Annotated in this window: 14 protein-coding genes; 8 read left to right on the top strand and 6 right to left on the bottom strand. The window is 55.1% G+C overall.

The annotated features are described in order from the left end of the window. Positions 1-74: 74 nt before the first annotated feature. On the bottom strand, positions 75-2780 hold the full coding sequence (locus tag ACW4LP_RS07790) for a bifunctional glycosyltransferase/CDP-glycerol:glycerophosphate glycerophosphotransferase (protein WP_173113653.1): 2706 nt from the start codon (positions 2778-2780) through the stop codon (positions 75-77). 227 nt (positions 2781-3007) lie between these two features. Here ACW4LP_RS07790 and ACW4LP_RS07795 point away from each other — a divergent pair, with 227 nt between their 5' ends. The 4 genes from ACW4LP_RS07795 to ACW4LP_RS07810 all read left to right on the top strand — a co-directional run bounded on the left by ACW4LP_RS07795 (position 3008) and on the right by ACW4LP_RS07810 (position 7318). After that, entirely contained in the window at positions 3008-4117 is a 1110-nt protein-coding gene (locus ACW4LP_RS07795) for an NAD/NADP octopine/nopaline dehydrogenase family protein (RefSeq protein WP_227069989.1), read from the top strand. Between the two features lie 12 nt (positions 4118-4129). Further along, positions 4130-5188, top strand: a complete 1059-nt coding sequence (locus ACW4LP_RS07800) for a pyridoxal phosphate-dependent aminotransferase (protein ID WP_455803695.1) — start codon at positions 4130-4132, stop codon at positions 5186-5188. 102 nt (positions 5189-5290) lie between these two features. After that, complete coding sequence (locus ACW4LP_RS07805) at positions 5291-6643, top strand: adenylyltransferase/cytidyltransferase family protein (protein ID WP_173113659.1); 1353 nt, start codon at positions 5291-5293, stop codon at positions 6641-6643. A 12-nt stretch (positions 6644-6655) separates the two neighbouring features. Continuing rightward, a complete protein-coding gene (locus tag ACW4LP_RS07810; protein ID WP_455803696.1) occupies positions 6656-7318 on the top strand; it encodes a GNAT family N-acetyltransferase in 663 nt (220 codons plus the stop codon). Between the two features lie 481 nt (positions 7319-7799). On the opposite strand, the gene ACW4LP_RS07815 is transcribed toward ACW4LP_RS07810, so the two are convergent. Together ACW4LP_RS07815 and ACW4LP_RS07820 are read right to left on the bottom strand one after the other, a co-directional pair. Then, positions 7800-10397 (bottom strand): helicase C-terminal domain-containing protein, encoded by a 2598-nt coding sequence (locus ACW4LP_RS07815; RefSeq protein ID WP_417003675.1) that lies wholly within the window; start codon positions 10395-10397, stop codon positions 7800-7802. A gap of 104 nt (positions 10398-10501) precedes the next feature. Continuing rightward, the gene (locus tag ACW4LP_RS07820) at positions 10502-12502 is read right to left on the bottom strand and encodes a transglutaminase domain-containing protein (RefSeq protein WP_417003674.1); all 2001 of its coding nucleotides are present in this window, start codon (positions 12500-12502) and stop codon (positions 10502-10504) included. 822 nt (positions 12503-13324) lie between these two features. On the opposite strand from ACW4LP_RS07820, the gene ACW4LP_RS07825 reads away from it, so the two are divergent. From ACW4LP_RS07825 to wecB, 4 genes are all read left to right on the top strand, one after another. Beyond that, complete coding sequence (locus tag ACW4LP_RS07825) at positions 13325-13975, top strand: sugar transferase (RefSeq protein ID WP_455803697.1); 651 nt, start codon at positions 13325-13327, stop codon at positions 13973-13975. After that, positions 13972-14895, top strand: a complete 924-nt coding sequence (locus tag ACW4LP_RS07830; RefSeq protein ID WP_417003672.1) for an NAD-dependent epimerase/dehydratase family protein — start codon at positions 13972-13974, stop codon at positions 14893-14895. Before ACW4LP_RS07825 ends, ACW4LP_RS07830 begins: the two co-directional genes overlap by 4 nt. A gap of 152 nt (positions 14896-15047) precedes the next feature. Further along, positions 15048-16277, top strand: coding sequence for a nucleotide sugar dehydrogenase (locus tag ACW4LP_RS07835; RefSeq protein ID WP_417003671.1), 1230 nt, complete (start codon positions 15048-15050; stop codon positions 16275-16277). Between the two features lie 9 nt (positions 16278-16286). Continuing rightward, positions 16287-17399 carry a non-hydrolyzing UDP-N-acetylglucosamine 2-epimerase gene (gene wecB / locus ACW4LP_RS07840; RefSeq protein WP_417003670.1) on the top strand — a complete coding sequence of 371 codons (1113 nt, stop codon included), beginning with the start codon at positions 16287-16289 and terminating at the stop codon, positions 17397-17399. Positions 17400-17438: 39 nt separating this feature from the next. Here wecB and ACW4LP_RS07845 read toward each other — a convergent pair whose 3' ends face one another. The 3 genes from ACW4LP_RS07845 to ACW4LP_RS07855 are packed head-to-tail and all read right to left on the bottom strand — an operon-like array spanning position 17439 to position 20288. Further along, entirely contained in the window at positions 17439-17897 is a 459-nt protein-coding gene (locus ACW4LP_RS07845) for a serine O-acetyltransferase (protein ID WP_417003669.1), read from the bottom strand. A 1-nt stretch (position 17898) separates the two neighbouring features. Next, entirely contained in the window at positions 17899-18912 is a 1014-nt protein-coding gene (locus ACW4LP_RS07850) for a glycosyltransferase family 4 protein (protein ID WP_417003668.1), read from the bottom strand. Beyond that, the gene (locus ACW4LP_RS07855; RefSeq protein WP_417003667.1) at positions 18909-20288 is read right to left on the bottom strand and encodes a phenylacetate--CoA ligase family protein; all 1380 of its coding nucleotides are present in this window, start codon (positions 20286-20288) and stop codon (positions 18909-18911) included. Before ACW4LP_RS07855 ends, ACW4LP_RS07850 begins: the two co-directional genes overlap by 4 nt. Between the last annotated feature and the right edge of the window lie 7 nt (positions 20289-20295).

The following is a 20295-nucleotide window of genomic DNA, read 5'->3' on the forward strand; positions in this document are numbered from 1 at the left end:
TATCGCGTACACGCTATGTCCACAGGGTTTAACTTCTCCTTGCGCCAAAGTCGAGGCCATGACGAACCGGCGGATCACCGAGCGCAGCCATCGGCGCGGCGCCGCTCTGACAATGCTCGAGCGCCCTCGAAAATGCGTTTGCTGCTCTCGTAGTCAGAAAAACCGAACATGGCGTCGGCACGGCTTCGATATTCGGGCTCCATCTGGCAATCATTTTCCATGTAGCGTATGATGGCGTCCACTGTTTCCTCCAATGTGCGAGTCACAGGGCCAAAGCCGTCGATATCGTAGTCGAAGTAGCTGTCCTCACCGTACGTGTGACCACCGCTGAATACCGAATCGTACTGGCTGTACACCACTGGTTTGCGCTGGTAGCCAAAATCGAATCCCACCCCTGAGTAATCCGTCACCATGAGCGCCGACTCGCTCAGCACGCGCTCGTAGTCAGCCGACCCCTCCCCCACCTGCACAAGCTCATTGCCCTGGAAATCACCGGCTTGCTTCTCGAATGCAGGGTGCACGTAGAACTCGGCCGTGTACCCGTAACGCCTCATGGCGTCCAGCAGACGTTCGTCATTGATGAGGGCATTGTAAAATTTCCAGAAATCCGTGGATTTGAAATGATGCACATACTCGCGCGTGCTCGTGCCCGGGATGATCTTGCCAGCGATATTCGAGCGCCACGTGGGCAGAAACGCGATCTTCTTCTGAGTATGGACATCGCCGTAGGCGTCGTAACGAGCCATGCCCATGAGAGACACCTCATCCTCTCGGTAGCCATAAGCCTCGCTCAAAAGTGCATTGCGCTCCATCTGGGTGCTCACCGAGAACAACTTGATTTTCTTCGCCGGCTTACCCAGCATGAACGCCAGATCTCCAAAGAGCGTCCCATGGGTGAGGTATACGAAATCGTAATCCATGAGATCCTTCACGAACACGAGCTCGGGGCCGTAGGGGTTCACCATGGACTCTTCGGCGCGCGAGGACACCACCACCGAGGACAGCAGGAACAGCAGCTTGTAGCGGAAGGTGGTCGGATCAATTACGTGACCGTACTTGGCCACCGAGGCGTAATCGGCGCTCGACTTCTCCAAAGCGAAGTACATCTTAGCGCCGCGATAGCCGGATCGCTTCATGGCATAACGGTACACGTTCTCGGCGTTGTCGCCTGCCTTCCACTCCTTGTCGCCGAAGATCCAGATGGGTTTCTTGAACAGCAGTCGATGAACCCGGTAGCACAGACGCAGCCAAACGTACTCGAAACGCAATCGGGACGTCCCCTTCTTCGAGCGTAGGATCTCCGCCCAACGACGCAGCTCGGACACGACGGCCATGCGCCACGTGGCGCGATAGGTGCGCAGCTGCTTGCCGATATGCTTCACCATGACGCCGCCGAAACGATGGTAGTCGCGCTTCATTGACTGGCTGAAAATAGCGAAGTTGCCATAATGAGGCGTGAGGATGACCTCCTGGACACGCCCGCAGAACCTCGCGCGGAACGAGAAGGAGCGCTCCGGCTCCAAAGGCAGATCGAGCGTGAACCGCATACCCTTGCATACCGACTCTTTAGCCAGAGTGCGACGATTATCGGTAGGGAATGGGGATAAATGCGCATTGAAGCGCTCACCGCTCTTCTCGTCGCGAACGAATAGCTCGAAGGGCATTCCCAATATGTCGATGTCCGTCGTTCCCTCAATATGCAGCGTCGTGCCTTGGGGAGTGATCTCGTAAAGATAGCAGGGCGCCTTCGCGTTCATGCTGATGAGCTGCATACCGTCGAGCAACCCTCGATCGCGGTCAACCCAAACCAGTTCCTTAAAGACATCCACCCCGTATTTGAGGCGGTACAGAACGATTTTCTTTTCGCGAGTAAGCCAGCGCGCATTGGCGATGACGTCAGCATCGGCGTCCGCGACAATCTTGCGCACAGCGGCCGACCAATTCGCGGCGTCCTCGGCGGACAGGGCATCGCTCGCCTTGCCCAAAAGCTGCCACCCGATGATGTAGAGCGCCACCGCCTGGGCAAAGGGAAGCACCCGCCCCTTGGCACGGCGCGACGCCTCGAGCACGCGCTCGCACACATCCAGATTCTGCATATGCTTGGAATAGGTAATGACCTGGCTCAGAGACGAACCGTCCTGCCGCTTTCGGTAGAGATACGTGCAGAAAGGAGTAACCGCGTAGGCGCACTTGTGCAAAATAACCCGGTTGACGAACAGCGTATCCTCCGACGTAGTCAGATCCTCGTCGAATCGGATATCACCGATAGCTTCGCGCAGAAAGAAGCAGTTCCCAATCGTACTCTGGATGTCGCAGGGGCGATCTCCCAGACGGATGATGGAATCCTTGTCTTTCGGGAAACGGTAAGCCAAGGGATGGGTGTGGTCCTCGCCCTCGAAGAGGGTGAGCTCGCCAACGAGAACGTCGACGTTGTTCTCCTGGTTGTCGAAAAAATCCACGGCATAGGCAAACGATTCCGGCGTCCATTGGTCGTCACTGTCCAGGCAGGTGACGATGCGCCCGCTGGCCCGGTCGAGGCCGGCGTTGCGCGCCGAGGAGACGCCTCCGTTGGGCTGCTGGTGAAAAACGACGTTGGCTGGGTAGCGATCTTGGAACGAACGACAGATGGCGGCGCTGCCATCAGTGGACCCGTCGTCGACGATAACGACCTGAACGGCGTCCATCCCCACTGTTTGGGCAGCCACCGATTCCAGAGTCTCGCCCAGATACTCCTCGGAATTGTACACGGGGATCACGACGGATATTTCAAAATCTGACACTCTCGCTCCTCCAGCCTCGGAAAACGCCTCTCTGCCATCACACATTGCATCGAGTACCCACGCCTGACGGCAGTCCTCATATGATAGCACAAGGGCTCGGCGCAACATTTTGCTCATTTGCCGTAGGCAAGCTCCTTTGCAAGAGGGAAGGAAATCTTTTGGTCTATCATATAAGGTCAGCTCATTCGTTGAGACGAGCCCCTCGCCGGGCGACAAAGGAGTTTGCAGTGAACATTACGGTATTTGGCGCGGGAAACCTCGGCCTCGCCTGCTGCGCGGTGCTTTCGCAGGACAACGACGTCACGCTTTACACCACGCGACCCCATAAGAGCCGCGAAACGCTCGCATACACCTACGAAGAAAAGGCCGTCGCATCGGCGACCTTCACCGTTACCGACGACATGGCCCGGGCCTGCAACGCGGAACTGATCCTGTGCACCTACCCCGCGTTTCTCCGGCAGCAGTTCGTCGCCGACGTAGAGCCTTATGTCGGCAAAGGCACCCTCATCGGCTTTGTTCCGGGCTACGGGGGCGTGGAATACTACTGCCAGGGTCTCATCACCCGCGGCGTCACCGTCTTCGGGCTGCAGCGCGTGCCCTACGTGTGCCGCTCGAGCTGGGACGAGCGCACGGCCGGAATTCTGTCGGCGAAAGAAACGCTGTACGTGGCCACGCTCCCCAAGGGTCGAACCGCCGAGGTGGCCGCGCTTCTCGAGGATCTTTTCCATATTCCCACCGTAGCTCTCAAGGAGTTCCTCGCGGTAACGCTGGTACCTTCAAACCCCCTGTTGCACACTTCGGGCGCCTACGGCGTCTTCAAAGACTACCAACCGGGCGACACCTATCCCGAGCAGCTCATGTTCTACGAGCAGTGGAACGACGACACGTCGCGCTTCCTTCTGGCTTACGACGACGAGCTGCAGGCAATCTGCCGCGCCCTCGCCCCTCTCGATTTGAGCGAGGTGGTATCGCTGCGCGAGTACTACGAGTCCCCCACTCCTGAGGCCATGACTCGCAAGCTGAAGAGCATCCGGGCCTTCGAGGCGGTCAAGGTACCCCTGAGCCCCACCGAGGACGGCACATTCCTGCCGAACTGGAACGACCGCATGTTCACCGAGGACTACCCCTTCGGCGTGGCCATCATCAAGGACATCGCCTCCATGGTCGGCGTGCAAACGCCTACCATCGACACCCTCCTCGATTTCTATCGCGCGCAAACTGGCACTAGCTACCTGAACGCCGACGGTACTTCCAGCAAAGACGCTGGCGCCAGCGCCATGCCCCGCAACTTCGGCCTCACCGACAAAGAGGCCTTCATCGAGTTCTACCAATCGTAAAGGAGACGACCCATGGCATTTTACGTTGACGAGCACATCAAGAACACCGAGCGCGTTTTCCCCGACCAAGGCCGCTATGGGATGCTCCGTTACGACATGAACGAGAACCCGGAAGGGTTGCCCGCCTGGTTCGTGGACGAGGTCAAGGCCGAGATCACGCCGGAGTACCTGTCCATCTACCCCGAGCCCGACCGCTTCCTCACGAAGTACGCGAAGTATGTGGGCGTTCCCCGCGATTGCGTTACGGCCACCAACGGCACCGACCAGGCCATCCGCTACCTGCTGCAGACATTCTGCGGACAAGGGCACGACGTGGTCACCGTGGCCCCCTCCTTCGAGATGTACTGGGTGAACTGCAATATCCTCGGACTGAACCATGTGCCGGTCGCCTACAACGACGATCTGTCCTTCAACATGGAAAACCTCATCGCCGCCATCGGCCCCAACACCGACATCGTCGTGCTGCTGAACCCGAACAACCCCGTGGGCGACGCCTTCAGCCGCGAGGACGTCATCGCAGCCATCGAGGCAGCCCGCGCCGTGGACGCCGTGGTCATCATCGACGAGGCCTACCATTACTTCTACCCCAACACGTTCATCGACTTGACACAGACCTACGACAACGTCATCGTCATGCGCACCTTCTCGAAGCTGTTCTCGCTGGCCGCTTGCCGCCTGGGCGTTATCATCTCGAACCCGACCATCATTCATTACGTCGAAAACGCCAAGCTCACCTTCGATGTGAACGCTCTGGCGCTGCTGTTCGGCGAGAAGATCCTCGATCACCCCGAGATTGCCGAGGAGCTCATCGCTGCCGAGCGGGAGGGCCGCACGTGGGCCATCGAGACTTTGCAGGAGCAGGGCTATGAGGCCCGCCCCTCCGAGGGGAACTTCATCTTCATCCGCACCCATCGTCCCGCACCGGAGGTGGCGGCCGACCTTGAGGCCCGGAACATCCTAGTGAAGTCGTGGAAGTCCGGCATGCTCGCCGACTTCCTGCGAGTGTCCACCGGCTCGAAAGCCGCCATGGAGAAGTTCGTGGACGCCCTTTTGGAAGTGGACGCTGCCTAAGTTGGGCATCCGGGGGCGCACCGCCGACGAGCGGCGCGCCCCCGCATCGGCCCTGCCCCATCCTGCGGCTCAGCCGCACCCCCCCAAGCGAAGGATCAAGCTGTGAAGAAAGTCATCACCTACGGCACGTTCGACCTGCTGCACCACGGACACGTAAACCTGCTGCGCCGGGCGAAGGAGTTGGGCGACTACCTGATCGTGGGCGTCACTTCCTCGGACTTCGACAAAAACCGCGGCAAGATTAATGTGAAGCAATCGCTGATGGACCGCATCGAGGCCGTGAAGGCCCTCGGCATTGCCGATGAGGTGATACCCGAGGAATACTACGGCCAGAAAATCGATGATATCCGCAACTACGATGTGGATATCTTCGCTATCGGGTCTGACTGGCGCGGGCACTTCGATTACCTGAACGAGTACTGCGAGGTAGTGTACCTCGATCGCACAGAGGGCATTTCCAGCACCCAGTTGCGCGAAGGCGGCCATCACATCGCCCTGGGCATCGTGGGCGCCTCGCGCGACATCGCCAAGTTCATCGACGAGTGCAAGTACGTGAGCGGTGTCGATGTAGTGGGGGCGTTCCCCGACAGCGACGAATTCGACCTAGCGGGAAAGACGGCGCTGTTCGGATCGCTCGAGAAGCTCATCGAGGCAAGCGACGCGCTGTACGTCGCCAACGCTCCCGAGCGCCGCTTCGCCACGGCGAAGGCGGGGTTGGAGGCCGGCAAAGACGTGCTGAGCGAATCGCCCGTGGCGCTGGCCGCCTCCGAGGCAGAGGCGCTGTTTGCCGTGGCCGACGAGCGCGGGCTGGTGTTCCACGAGGCCGTGAAAACCGCCTACGCGCTGGCCTTCTCGCGCCTGACGTTGCTCGTCAAAAGCGGCATGATCGGCTCACCGGTCTCCGTGCGGGCCACCTGCACAAGCCAGGCCTTCACGAGCCCCGCAGGCAGTCTCATCGGCTGGGGGCCCATCGCCTGCCTCCCCATCTTCGAGATGCTGGGCACCGACTACACGGCAGCCAGCGCGGCGTCGCTCATGAGCCGCACCGACGGCACCGACGTGTACACGAAGGTGGATTTCATCTATCCGGGCGCCTGCGCGTCCATCGAGGTGGGCAGCGGGGCAAAGTCCGAAGGCGAGCTGGTCATCGCAGGCACCAAGGGCTATGTGTACGTGCCCTCTCCCTGGTGGAAAACCGATTACTTCGAGGTGCGCTTCGAGGACTTCTCCAGCAATAAGCGCTACTTCTATCAGCTGAACGGCGAGGGCATCCGCGACGAGATCTCCGTTTTCGCGAAGACCATCCAGGACGGCAAGAAGCCCAACCTGGACATCACCCGCGACCACACCATCGCCCTCAGCCGCCTTATCGAGAACTATCGCAACGGCCAGATGCAAGTCTACAACCTAGGAACCGAATCCGAAGGCTGCAGCATCAGCTTCTTCCAGAATTAGAGGAAGACAAGCGTGCGCCTTCGCAACAAAAGTAAAAACGCTAGACGATCAGCGGATAAAGCCGAGCGAGGCCATATGAATTGCGAAGCATTGCTTTTCGATCCGGACATCGATGAAGGCGGCTTAATCGCAAGAGCGGGAGACTGCTTCGCTCCACGAAAATACTGTGTGAAATTTTATCCAAAAAACCGTACGGAAAGTCTCCACGGTTTTTTGCACGACATCTCCTTAAAACAACTTCCTACAGTTGAAGTAGTGATTAAAGCGCTTGATGACGAGAGCTCGTCGGGGGAATGCAGATTCACATTAGAAACTGAGGAGGGGGTATGGAGCACAATCAGCCATTTCACAATCCATGTATACGATGAGTTTCGAAACAAGGGCGTCGGCACCGATTTAATTCTCTGTATGCACTTTATTATCAATTCAATTGATAGAAACCTTGTGAAGATGACTCACTCTGAGATTAATCCAGAAGACGAGAGTTATTTTTCTCGCTTACTTGCTTTTTATAGACGAAACGGATTCATCATTGGCAAGGTCGGCAACAACGATCGAGCGATCGTCGAGCGAAAGCCCGTCTGCACATCCAGTTCCCAAATTGCATTTCTGGGAAGTAGCATACGCGACTTGGTCGAGGCTTACACCGCAGCGACCAACTCTGGTCAACGGTAGAGACTCATTGGCTACATGTAATTACCATAATGCATATCACTTACTTTCATTCCGAAATCTCATCATATAGCATCGGAGCGGTCACTGGGGACAATCAGCGTTGTCGCAATGCTCTGGGCCTGCGGAGGCTGGAGCTAACGCTAGACTACCAAGCGTACCGTTGAAAAGTGCCCACACGACGTTCCACGCACGCCACCCTAACGATTCACGCCAACGCTATCTCGCCCACTACAAGCCAGACGATAATTCCAGTCTACAACCCAACATCGGTCTGCATTCAACAGCCTCAATAATCTTTCGCACTGTGGCTGAGCGGCCCGATCGCGCGCCGAATGTCGGTGCAACGACATTCGGCGCGCGATCTACGAAATTATTGCAGATGTGAAGGCGGATACGATAGCTAGCCGATATATGCGAGATGGTCGTCGCCGGCTATTACCAATTGCATTTCGTTCTTTTGTTCTAAGACATTTTTTTCGCATCAATCCTTCTTCAAGTTCGATAACTTCTTATGCCTGATAAAATCAAGAAAAGACTGCGAATCAACTTTGGCGGCTCGAAGCATATTGCTCATGTTTGTTTCAAAATCCGGATCATCGCGCGGATTCTTGTTTTGCCGGATGTAACGTTTTAAAACCCCAATCGCACGTGAGGCCCATTCTGCAAATTGACCTCTCTCTACACACCATAAACCCTCAGCATTTACCGCGGCTTCCTTATCTATTTTCGTTGCTGTCGTCAAAAAAATTGTAATTACTTCGGCATCTACATTCAAATGCAGTTGATCGCTTCTTCTAACCCACCCTTCATGTCTCTTTGCTTCATCCACATGCCTCAATGGGATAGTTTTGTCGAACGCGGAATAGATCTTGTCCTCCGCCACCACGCAGCTGCATGCATCTAACACCCAAATTGGATCAGGAGCGCTCGAGCTACTAGGGTTCAAGCTCTCATAACCAAGCCATTCTCCAAGCTCTTGGTGAGGCTGCTCAAAGTTTCCTTCTTCTGCGTTCTCTATCCTCTCTAGAAGATCGTCCAAAGATGCTTGCACCGCAAATATCCCATTCCTCGATAACTCACGGCTAAGCTTCTTCTTCATTCGCCCTAAAATTGTTGCGTTTTCGAATTGAGTTTCGTTCGCAGTTGCATCTCGAGGCACGATCCACGCGTTGTAGGGAGACGAATGCATAGCGTCTTCCATGAGTATACGAATGTCAATATTGTTGGCCCGCGCATACTCAGCATCTGCTCGAGCAACATGGTACAGAATATAGCTCCAATAGCCAAAATAGCCCTCAAGGCCCTCGTAGTCTCGTAACTTATTCACTATTTCGAAGGCATCTGTCATTGCAGCACCAAGCTGGCTGTTCCAGAGGTTAAGAGCGCACGAAACTTCGAGCTCAACAATATCCCTAAGTTTGCGAGCAGCCATGCCCTCATGCTCACCCGCTGCAGTTAATTGCTTTCTCAGTCCTACGATGTTTCGCTCTGCAATTTCCCATTCATCGCGGTGGTTCAAAAACACATCCACCAATTCCAAATAATCATCCAACGTGTCATTACCAGTTGCATTCCGCAGGCCAAACTGAATCTCCGCACGCAGCTCATCGTTGAACAATTTCTGCTCTTTCGGAGATTGCAACAACCGCACTACCCTCTCGTCAAGCACGAAAATTACCGCATAATCCGTCTGGCTACGCGTGCAACGCCCCAGTGCCTGGGTGATGCGATTACGCATACGCTCAGAATACACTTCGTCGGCATTGGCTGACTCAACCAAAAATCTCTCGTGCATACTGGTTCCTTGCGGTAATTGCACAATGATCTCCGATCGACATTCACCTCCCGGAAAATCCAAGCCATCCAACCTATTTGCTAAAATCGCGACCGCATCTTTCTTACTGATAAATGGCTTCTTATCATTCTCGAGTTCAGCTGCCGTGAACACCGTTTTTCCTGCGACCTTTGCGAGATCCGAATACTGCTCGGCCATGGCATTACTAGACACCATGAGAAGACTTCGCTCGTCCTGATCCAATATCCTGGATACAATCCGATCGAGCGGCACATCGTCTGCTGCGATCGTCGGAAACATCAGCAATCGACGTCCAGTCGTTCGCCCCCTCCATTGATCAAGCATAGGTAGCGCGGTTATACCCCGGACGCCGAAAGACCTCTCCAATTCGCCTCGTTCGCTAAGAGTTCCAGACATGTAAAGTCTTTGACGGGCATCGGCAAAAGGAGCAAACAGCTGCGTAGGAGGAATCACGGGACGAATCAGTAGAGAATTACTTGAAACGAATATTTGGCACCCACGAAGATGATCCTTGACCATATTCCAGCTAAAACGCAAATCATCTTGTCCATTTTGAATAAAATATCGATTAAACGCCATTGAGATACTTGAGATTTCGTTATCAGCACTCACAAGAGGCACTAAGCTAATCCAAGACGACGGCGATGCCGCGCCCCCTCCTGTCAAAGCACGCTCATACTCTTCAACAGTCATGAGGGGCCGCAAGGCCGTGACAACAGCTTCAAACAGTTTTGGGCGTACGGCGGAATCAACCTCCACTGACCACGGCGAAGCGACGAAGCTCTCCGCAGAATGCGCATCATCGAACACTATGAAATCCGCATCAACGAAATAGGGGTTAGAGTTGAACAATGCACTATATGTCGTAACCGCGATACAATTTGCAGAATTGAAATCGGCAGCATCCTTAGGATCAAAATCTTTCTTGCTACCTATAAACGGTCTAGCATCTATGCCATACTGCATCTTTGATTGCGTGCAAACCTGATTCACTAGCTGCTTGTTCAAGCAACAATAAACAACTTTTTCCCTATTTTTAAGTCTGCGAAATTCACCTATTAACAGACCTACCAAAGTTTTTCCACTTCCCGGCGGCAATTCTAGGGACACATCGCGCGTCTCGAATTCTCTCATGTACAGGTCTATCATCTTCGATTGATGATCGAACAAGGATTGAATGGAGCGATTCTTCCTATCCGCGTACATTTCCTGCGGCGTATTGTACGAAAATTCATCTAATTCCACTAATTTAAAACTACCCACCAATATCCTCCTAATCTCTCTAACCTGTTCAATCGAATACCGTTGGCGACATGGATGCTGACGCTCATCTAATAAAAAGCCTTGAAACTACCGCACATGATCTCTTACCTCGAGGTCATGCCCGTCACGGGATCGAGGTAGTACTTTATGCCGTTGAAGCTACGCCAGCCGGTTAGGGCGCGGCCGTCCCAGTTGAAGTAGCTCTTGCGGCCGTCCTGCCAGGTGATCCAACGGTTTTTTTGCATGACGCTGTCGGTGTTGAAATAATACCAATGTCCATCGATCTTCTGGCTCCAGCGCCTGGATATGCCCGTGGCGGGGTCGAAGTAGTACTTCACGCCGTTGAAGCTGCGCCAGCCCGTGAGGGCAGCGGCGTGCCCCGAGGAGTCGGGGTGGAAGTAGCTCCTGGTGCCGTCCTTCCAGGTGACCCAGCCCTTGACCATGCGGGAGGAGGAGTCGAAGTAGTACCACTTGCCGTCGATCTTCTGGCTCCAGCGCTTGGATATGCCCGTGGCCGGGTCGAAGTAGTACTTCACCCCGCTGAAGCTGCGCCAGCCGGTTAGGGCGCGCCCGTCCCAGTCGAAGAAGCTTTTGGTGCCGTCCCTCCAGGTGATCCATCCCGTCTGCATGACGCCGGAGCCGTTGAAGTAGTACCAGAAGCCACCTATCTTCTGGCTCCACTTCACCGGCTGGCCGTCAACTCCGTAGTAATACTTCTTACCGCTGATGGTCAGCCACTTATTCTTAGGAGCCACAATATTGAAGGAGACCGTTCGTGTGCCGGTATAGTTCTTCCCCGTCCCCCGAACCGTTGCCGTCGCCCGGCCAATGCCAACGTTGTTTCCATAGGAGATCGTATAGCCCTCCCCTTCCTTTAGCAGCCGGCCGCTGTGCTTCACGGAAACCTGCGGGCGTTGCGCTTCTCCGGTGTACTCGCAGGAGGGCTGCGCAACGACCACCGTTATCGCACTCGATGACAAGAGCGCAGGCTCTATGCTCCACTGATAGCTGCGGGACTCCCGATTGCCCGTCTCGTCCCACGCGTAGCCCGCAGCAGGCGCCACCGTCGCCGTATAGGTGCCGGCATTCGTCGCCTGAGGCGCTCCCGATACCACGTATTTTCCCGTATCGGGCACCGCAACTCCCGTCTGAGGATCACCGTTGTACGTCAGCCCGCTCGCCACCGAAGGCGCGCCCGACAGCACCGCGAAGGCCTCCACGTTGAAGTAGTCGTCAGCGTAATCAACACGCACGACTGCATCGGATGTCTGGTTGTCGGTGCTCCACTCGCATCGATTCAGTTCGTAGGCCACCAGGTTGTTGATGGGATTCTTGTAGGTGGGCTGGGGCCACGCCGCATTGGTTGCCTTCACCTTGAAGGACGTCACCTTCTGGTTGAGCTTCTGCAATATCTGGTCAGCTACCGGATCAGACCACTCAAGGATGTCGCCCGTCCTGATGAAGTAGTTGTTCTCCAGCGAATTGGCCTCATACCCCGGCGTGGAACCCGCGTAAGAAGGGTTCGCGAGCGCCATAGTGGTGTCGTCTAGCCCGAACAGCAGATGGGCCTGCTGCTCCTTCGAAAGGGTACCCGGCGCCGTCGCATCCAACAGACCGTCCTTCACATCGTCATGGGTCGTGTCCACGTGATACCACTCGCCATCCATCTGGACGGCCGTCCACACATGGCCTCCACCTGTGATGCGTCCTGTTTTCATGCCCGCCGTTTCAAGCAGCTTCACGTAGGCGGCATGATACCCCTCGCAAGTGACCGCCATGCCGGCCAGAGCGCGATCGACTCCCATGTTGCGATAGGTACGGTCATAGCTGACGTTGTCGATGATCCAGTCGTGCAACACGAGGGCCGTTTCATAATCGTCCCGATTCCCGTTCGGCAGACACTCGGCAATGATTTCGCGGGCCCTCTCGTCCGCGTCGACGAAGCCCTCCCCCTCCACATCGACGCTGATCGAGAAACGCTTGTTTAGCTTGCCTGTCGGCTGAACCAGAAACTGATACTCGTATCGTCCTGCTCCGATAAACTCGTAACTCAGCACATTTGAATCTTGGGGAGGATCGAATGTGCCGAAGGAAGGATCGTACACATACGCACCCTCCTTCGAAATGAAGCCTTGCTGATATCGGTAGGGTCCCGTTCCGTTCGGACCGTCTTCAACCGTGATAGTGAAATCTGTCGGCTTGCCCGCCTCGGGTCGCGCATACGACACGAACACGCGCCATCCCTCGGAATTTACCCCGCGCACTTGGGCTTCAACGGTAATGACATCGTTGTCGGCCAGAGCACCCGATCCCTCGGCGTAAGCGCTCGGAGGTGCCACCAATGCAACAAGCACCGCTAACACGATTACCGCAATCAGGCCAAATCGCCGCATTTGCTCAAATGCGCCCACCATACAAGTCTCCCCCCAGATTCCTGACACACTTTCAGACATTAACGCAGCTTTCAAAAGCCGCAGAGGCGATCTTATTTGCATGATGTCAGTCTATCGAAATACGCTAGTTATCGCAAGAGCATTTCCTCGTTTCCGAGCCAGCAAGTCCCTCCATTGCAACCTTTGGTTGATTCACAGTCAAAACCGAGGGGCGCAAATGACCTCGGTTTACGCTACTATATAAGTCAAACGAACTGAGTGGCATGCTCGCGATTTAAATCAGCGCGTTTGTCCGCAAATATTTTCACTTCGGGAGAACAACGCTAGATCTATGAAGAGACAACTACAGACGAAACCTGAACGTGCGAACAGCTCTCGCGATGCAAGCCCACACACCTCAACCGAATCATCGAATGATGAGTGGATTCGCGGGGAAGTTGCCGACGCGGCGCGAATTCTTCAAGAACGCATCTTGCACACGCGAACGCCATCGCCGCCCCCGTCTCCCCCGCAAATGGGATATACGTACGCTACATGAAGCGCATCTTGGATATCGCGCTATCTGGTGTCGCCCTTCTTATTACCCTCCCTATCAACGTAGTGCTCGGCGCACTCACTTTCCACGACGTAGGCTCCCCCCTTTTTTTTCACCAGCAACGATCGGGAAAAAACCTTAAGCCCTTTGATCTCGTGAAATTTCGCAACATGACCAACGAGCGCGACGAGAACGGCGAGCTACTCCCTCCCGAAGAGCGAACGACCAACCTCGGTCGCTTCGTGCGTCAGCACTCCCTCGATGAGCTGCTCAATTTCTGGAGCGTATTCAAGGGCGATATGTCCCTCATCGGACCCCGGCCCCTTCCTGTTGAGTTTACGCCACGTATGACCGAACGCCACAAAATGCGCTACGCAGTTCGCCCTGGTTTAGAGTGCCCGTTTCTCAACAATGCCCTATGCGAACAGTACGATTTTTGCCACGCCCGTTTCGAGAACGACATCCTATATGTCGAGAACGTTAGTTTTATCGTCGATGTTAAACAAGCGTTGCGCCTTGTCCGCATGGTACTCGGTCGGGGACAAACCGGCAACTACATCGGAACTGACTCCCATTTCATAGGCTACGACGAAGACGGTCTTGCCATGAGCCAACAGCGATTGAAGAATCCAGAAGGAACTATTCAATGAAGCGCATCCTCATAACCGGTAAAACTAGCTGGATCGGCAACGAGCTGGAGCGACGGCTTGCCGCGTTTAACGATGAATATGAAGTAACAAGAGTGTCACTTCGCGATGCCGCCTGGAAAAACGATTCTTGGGAAAAGTACGATTCTATCGTCCATGCCGCAGCCATCTCTCACGATGGAGAAGGAACGGCGGAAACGATGAGAGACGTCAACGTCTCACTTACCTACGACGTGGCCACCAAAGCGAAAGCGGACAGCGTTGGCCACCTGATCTTCCTCAGCTCCTTTCATGTATACGCATCCGACACTAACGGCAGTGTTGTCGTAGAAAAGGACACCCTTCCCTCTCCCACCACTGCATACGGAAAGAGCAAGCTTGCCGCCGAGAAAGCTATTAAACCGCTGGCAGACGATCAGTTCTCTATAGCCATCTTGAGACCCCCTCTTGTCTATGGGCCATATTGCACTCAGCGAAACTTTCCTCGCCTCGTCAAGCTTGCGACCACAACTCCCTGCTTCCCGAACGTCCGCAATCGCCGCTCAATGCTTTATTCGCAAAGCCTCGCAGAACTTATGCGCCTTCTTATCGACGAACAGCGCGGAGGACTTTTTTTGCCTCAGAACAGAAAGCATGTATGCACCGCAGACATGCTTTCCAGCATCGGGAAGCATCTAGGTCACAGAGTACGCATGAGCAATTTTTGGGCTAAACCAGCCACGTTTCTCGCTTCCCATAATCAAGTGTTCAGAAAAATGTTCGGCGATGCTTATTACGAACTAGATGCCAGTGACTGCGGTTTCGACTACCACGTAGGTACTTTCGATGAATCGATTGAGGATTCAGTTGCATCGGTCAAGACCAATCAAACAGATAGGGGCTGCCCCATTATTAGAGATACGACATCCTCAACTCCGTACTAGCACGTCGTCGTATAATAGAAAAGTGCGTTCATTCTTAGCTTCAGCAAAATGGAGCACGGCCAATACGCGATCTCGCATAGTCAATCGGTCAAATCTAGAGAGCAGTCGGCATCCACTCCAACCGTCAATCAGAGAAAGGCACAGGAGACAGTATGAAGGTAAACGTAATCGGACTGGGCTACATCGGATTGCCCACGGCACTCATGCTGGCGAGCCATGATGTAAAGGTAATTGGCACTGACTACAACGAAGAACTCGTTGCGACACTCAATGCCGGCAAGACCACGTTCAGCGAAAATGGGCTCGACGACTTGTTCGCGGTCGCCCAGGAAAAGGGCATTACGTTTACAACCGACTATGAAGCCGCCGACATGTACATCATCTCAGTGCCCACTCCCTACGATAAGGACTCCAAGAAGATCGATCCCTCCTACGTAGTAGCAGCGATCGAAGCAACGCTCGACGTATGCCCCAAGGGTGCTATTCTCGTCATCGAATCAACCGTATCCCCTGGCACAATGGATAAGTTCGTTCGTCCTGCCGTAGTGGCGCGAGGACTGGAGATCGGCAAGGACGTTCATTTGGTTCATGCTCCTGAACGTATCATTCCCGGCAACATGGTCAACGAGCTCCTACACAACAATCGCACAATCGGAGCAGACGATCCCGCTATCGGCGAGACCGTTAAGAACATCTACACCTCATTTTGCGAAGGCGATATCGAAGTCACCGACATCTGCACGGCAGAAATGACGAAGGTAGTCGAGAACACATTCCGCGACATCAACATCGCTTTCGCGAACGAGCTAGCTAAGATCTGCCGTTCTGACGAAATGGACGTCTACGAGATTATCCGCATCGCTAACAAACATCCCCGCGTTAGCATCCTCTCTCCCGGACCCGGGGTAGGAGGTCACTGCATCAGCGTTGACCCCTGGTTTCTTGTAGGCGACTATCCAGGTCTGGCCAACATCATCTTAGCAGCCCGAAAAATCAACGATTCCATGCCCGACTTCGTGCTGGAACGCGCCCACGACATCATGGAGGAACGCGGTATTAGATCCTCCTCAAAGGTGGGCATTTATGGCCTGACCTACAAGGAGGACGTCGACGACGTACGTGAATCGCCCACCTTGCAGATGATCGAGTCCATGGAGCGTCATCTGGCCGGAGGCGCCTGCAAGGTATACGATCCATGGGTAGAGCGGGATATCGTGCCGGGCCAGGTACATACCATGAAGGAATTTCTCGAGGATCTCGAAATGGTCATCGTGATGGTCGGACACTCCGAGTTGAAGGACAACCCCTCCGCCCTCGGAGATGTTGTAGTGCTTGATACTCGCAACGTATGCGGCACGGGCGACAACATCTACAAGCTGTAGGCGGATTCCATGGCAGAACGTCGCAAGCGCGTCATGCTCGTCTTCGGCACAAGGCCGGAAGCAATCAAGATGTGTCCGCTGGTGCGCGAGCTTCGGGAGCAGCCTGACGATTTCGAGACACTCGTATGCGTAACGGGGCAACATCGGCAGATGCTCGATCAAGTTCTTGAGGCGTTTTCTGTTACACCCGATTACGATTTGGCGGTCATGGAGCCCGGGCAGACGCTCTTCGACATAACATGCCACGTCCTGCTCAATATCAAAGAAGCCCTCGAGACGAGCCATCCAGATATCGTCCTCGTTCATGGAGATACGACCACCTCTTTCGCTGCCGCGCTCGCATGCTTCTACCTCCAAATACCCGTCGGCCACGTAGAGGCGGGCCTACGCACCCGCGACCTCTACTCGCCGTGGCCTGAAGAGTTCAACCGCCAAGCCGTTGATATTATCTCGAAGTACTACTTCGCACCCACGGAGCAGGCCCGCCAAAACCTCCTCGCTGAGGGGAAGGCCGCCGAGCACATCTATGTCACGGGCAATACAGGCATCGATGCGCTGCGCACAACAGTGCATGACGGCTACACGCACCCCGATCTCGCATGGGCTCAGGGAAGCAGGCTCGTGCTCATAACTGCCCACCGTCGTGAAAATCTCGGAGCACCCATGCATCGCCTCTTTCGGGCAATACGCCGCGTCATGGAAGAGCATCCGGACACAAAAGCCATATATCCTATACATATGAACCCGCTCGTGCGTTCAGCGGCTCATGCCGAACTCGACGGTTTTGATCGCCTTCGCATCATCGAGCCGCTATCCGTGCTCGATTTCCACAATTTCCTCGCCGCCAGCCATGCTGTCCTGACAGATTCCGGCGGCATTCAGGAGGAGGCGCCGGGACTCGGCAAGCCGGTTCTTGTTATGCGCGACACCACCGAACGTCCGGAAGGCGTCGAAGCTGGCACACTCAAGCTCGTCGGCACCCAAGAGGAATCAATCTACCGTTCCTTCACCGAACTCCTCGACAATGAGAGCGTCTATGAGGCCATGGCTCACGCTTCGAATCCCTATGGCGACGGCCATGCATCGGAACGCATCGCCTCAATCCTTCGAGAGTCGACCTAACACGTCAACTCGACTGAACAGCAACCGCGGAGGGTGCCGCTACTGTGCAGAGGCACCCTCCCCTTCCGGCTTGCGCACGATCTCGCGAGCTGGAACGCCGGCCCAAACCGTCCCATCGGGAGCATCTTTCAACATCACGGCATTTGCCCCAATGGTCACGTCGTTCCCTATCACAATGGGCCCGAGAACCTTCGCGCCAGCACCTATCGAGCAGTTGTCTCCGATAACAGGTACCTCGCAATGACCGCTCCGCCCTCCGATGGTCACGTTCTGGGAAATCATGCAATTGGCGCCGATCTTCACGCGTTTATGCAGAACAACACCGATGCCCTTATAGCCAAATGTAGTGCCCGATCCTATTTCACATGAGGCAGGGATAAAGCAGTTGTGAATCAGATAGATCCACATCTCATACAAACGGGCCAGAGGCTTCAAATGGTGCTGCTCGAGCCAATGGGCCCTCCGATACTTGTTCACCGCATTCATGAAGCTGCTCATATCAGCTTACGCTCCCTCCGTTTAAAACTTCTAAAAGAACTCCTATGCAAGCATCCGTGTAGTACTCCTCCGCAGACTCGTATGCGCCGCGCTTGAGCCGATCGAGCTTCGGCCTGTCATCGTCTAACGCCCTCAGCTCGCGAGCCCAAGCTTCAGTGCAATCCTCCGAAACCAAGATCCCTGACAGCCCATCGACGACAATCTCTGCGTTGTAGCAGGCATCGCTGACAATGCTCGGAACAGCCGCCATCTTCGTTTCGACCAAAACCCCCGGCACGCCCTCATAAGGCCATCGTGATGGAAAAAGGTGTACATCATATTGCGCCAGCTCGCAGATAATGTCACCAGTCGCATTGTCAAAAACACCGCAGTACCGGACGTTAGAAAGCGATTCCATTTGTGTCTTGAACGATTCGGCGTATGCATCGTCCACTGGACCGTATATATCGAACTCCACCCCAGGCACAAGACGAGCCGTTTCCAGAACGATATCCGCGCCTTTTTCCGTACTGACGCGAGAGAGGAACACGGCGCGAAGAGGCTCAGAGCGCTCTCGCGAAACAGCACAGCTACAAGACTCCGGTCTCGGGCGACAGTTGCGCAGGACGACAGCGTTGCGCACCGCCGCGCGATGCGCCGCAGCCACCATGCCTTCCGTTTCTAGACACACCGCGCGCATCCGCGCGCAGCAACGAGCATAGAATGCGTCTTCCTCCAGCTCATGACCGAGACGACCGCCCATGCCAATAAGAAGCATGCGACCCAGAACCGCAGGACGCACCGTTCCCAGCACCTTGACAAAACGTCTCCGGAGATCCTTGTTGCCAAATCCAACGACGAAAACGTCTTCCGCTCGAGACAAGAGAACCTTTCTCAGTATATGAACCAAGCTCGTCTCTCGGAAACTCAGAACCTCGATGGCGACATGTTTTGAAAGCTCTTCGCACAGCAGGGCGTTCTTCACCGTCACCCCGCCATAGGGGGGCGGGAACTGCCCTAGATAGTAAACGGTCATGACGGTCGCACCCCCGAGCGCCCCTCGGTAACCTCGGACACGACGAACTTCAACTTGCCTGCCTTCGTCTTGGGAATACAATCCACATAGCGGAAGCTGATCGGCACGTCGCAACCGCTTTCTTGCAGCTCCCGCCGGGCGACCTTTTCATCGGCCGCCGAATCTCCCCCAGTAGCGACAACAATGAGTTCGACCGAATAATCGGGCAGCTGGTGTATCTGAGCCTCCCTGAAATGACGAGTGTCCTTGAACACATGGTCGAGCTTGCCGATCTTTCTCCCCGACGGAAGCAGCAGGTAGTCCTCGACGCGGCCTTCCACTTTCGTTAGGTATCGATAGCCGCGCTCGTCGATTGCCTCCTGCGCGACATCCTGCATGCGCCATCGCAAAAGCGGCATTGCGTAATTTGTCAGCGATGTTCCTACGATGATGCATTCATCGCTACCGTCAACGGGGACGACCTCCATTACAGCATAGTCTTCATCAATGTAATATCGATCGCCCACTGTGTTCTGGGAAGCATTGGCAACGCCCTCACTCGACGCATAGTGCATTCGCGGCTCAACTCCAAACGCCTCGACCATGAGGCTTTTCTGATGCGGGAGTAAGCTCTCCGCAGCCAATGTCAAATGCCGCAGCGGCCGCGAGAGATGCTTCCCATTTTCCACCATATACGATGCAAGGGGCGTGACCAACGATGGGTAGCCGTGAATCCACTCCAAATGACGTGTCTCGATCTCATCAAAATAATGGGCAATCAGATCGTCCGATTCGTGAAATGCACTAAAGTAGACCTCGCCTAGGGCGGCCTTTGACCGCCAGAACGGGGGTCTTGTCTGACTGGGTGCCACAATGCGGCGCGTGCCAAACATAGCGTGGGGCTTTCCGAACTCTATACCCAAGCCCTCCCAATATCGCCAAACCACCGCCCATTGTTCGCGATAAGCCGATGGATCCATGACGAACTGAAAAGAGCTGCCGGTCGTTCCGCTCGTATGACGATGGATCAGCCTCTTTCCCCTGTAATCACTCGACAGGAAATCGTCGGGACAGGCTCGCACGTCATCCTTGGAAAGAACGGGGAGGAGCCGAAGGTCGTCGATGGTCTTTATCTCCGATGGGGCGACACCAAGATCGTTGAAGAGCCTCGTGTAATAGGGAACCGTTCGATAGCAATGGTCGACCATCTTTCTCAAGCGGTGGTCGCGATAATCGGCCAAACGATCAGCCGACCATTCTCTTCTCTCGCGATACTCCGCCATGACATCAGGGAAATCTCCCCCATACCGCTCGCGATAATTGAGGACGGAGATCGAAGCACACGCCACGTTTTGAAGCCAAACAGGCGCTTTGAAGTAAACGTTAGTCAAGCTCATGGAATTC

This window comes from Adlercreutzia sp. CNCM I-6215, from assembly GCF_977072315.1.

Bases quoted from the DNA above. Each gene is read 5' to 3' on its own strand.
- ACW4LP_RS07855 (WP_417003667.1), bottom strand. From the start codon at position 20,288: ATGAGCTTGACTAACGTTTACTTCAAAGCGCCTGTTTGGCTTCAAAAC.
- wecB (WP_417003670.1), top strand. From the start codon at position 16,287: ATGGCAGAACGTCGCAAGCGCGTCATGCTCGTCTTCGGCACAAGGCCG.
- ACW4LP_RS07845 (WP_417003669.1), bottom strand. From the start codon at position 17,897: ATGAGCAGCTTCATGAATGCGGTGAACAAGTATCGGAGGGCCCATTGG.
- ACW4LP_RS07835 (WP_417003671.1), top strand. From the start codon at position 15,048: ATGAAGGTAAACGTAATCGGACTGGGCTACATCGGATTGCCCACGGCA.
- ACW4LP_RS07800 (WP_455803695.1), top strand. From the start codon at position 4,130: ATGGCATTTTACGTTGACGAGCACATCAAGAACACCGAGCGCGTTTTC.
- ACW4LP_RS07825 (WP_455803697.1), top strand. From the start codon at position 13,325: ATGAAGCGCATCTTGGATATCGCGCTATCTGGTGTCGCCCTTCTTATT.
- ACW4LP_RS07830 (WP_417003672.1), top strand. From the start codon at position 13,972: ATGAAGCGCATCCTCATAACCGGTAAAACTAGCTGGATCGGCAACGAG.
- ACW4LP_RS07850 (WP_417003668.1), bottom strand. From the start codon at position 18,912: ATGACCGTTTACTATCTAGGGCAGTTCCCGCCCCCCTATGGCGGGGTG.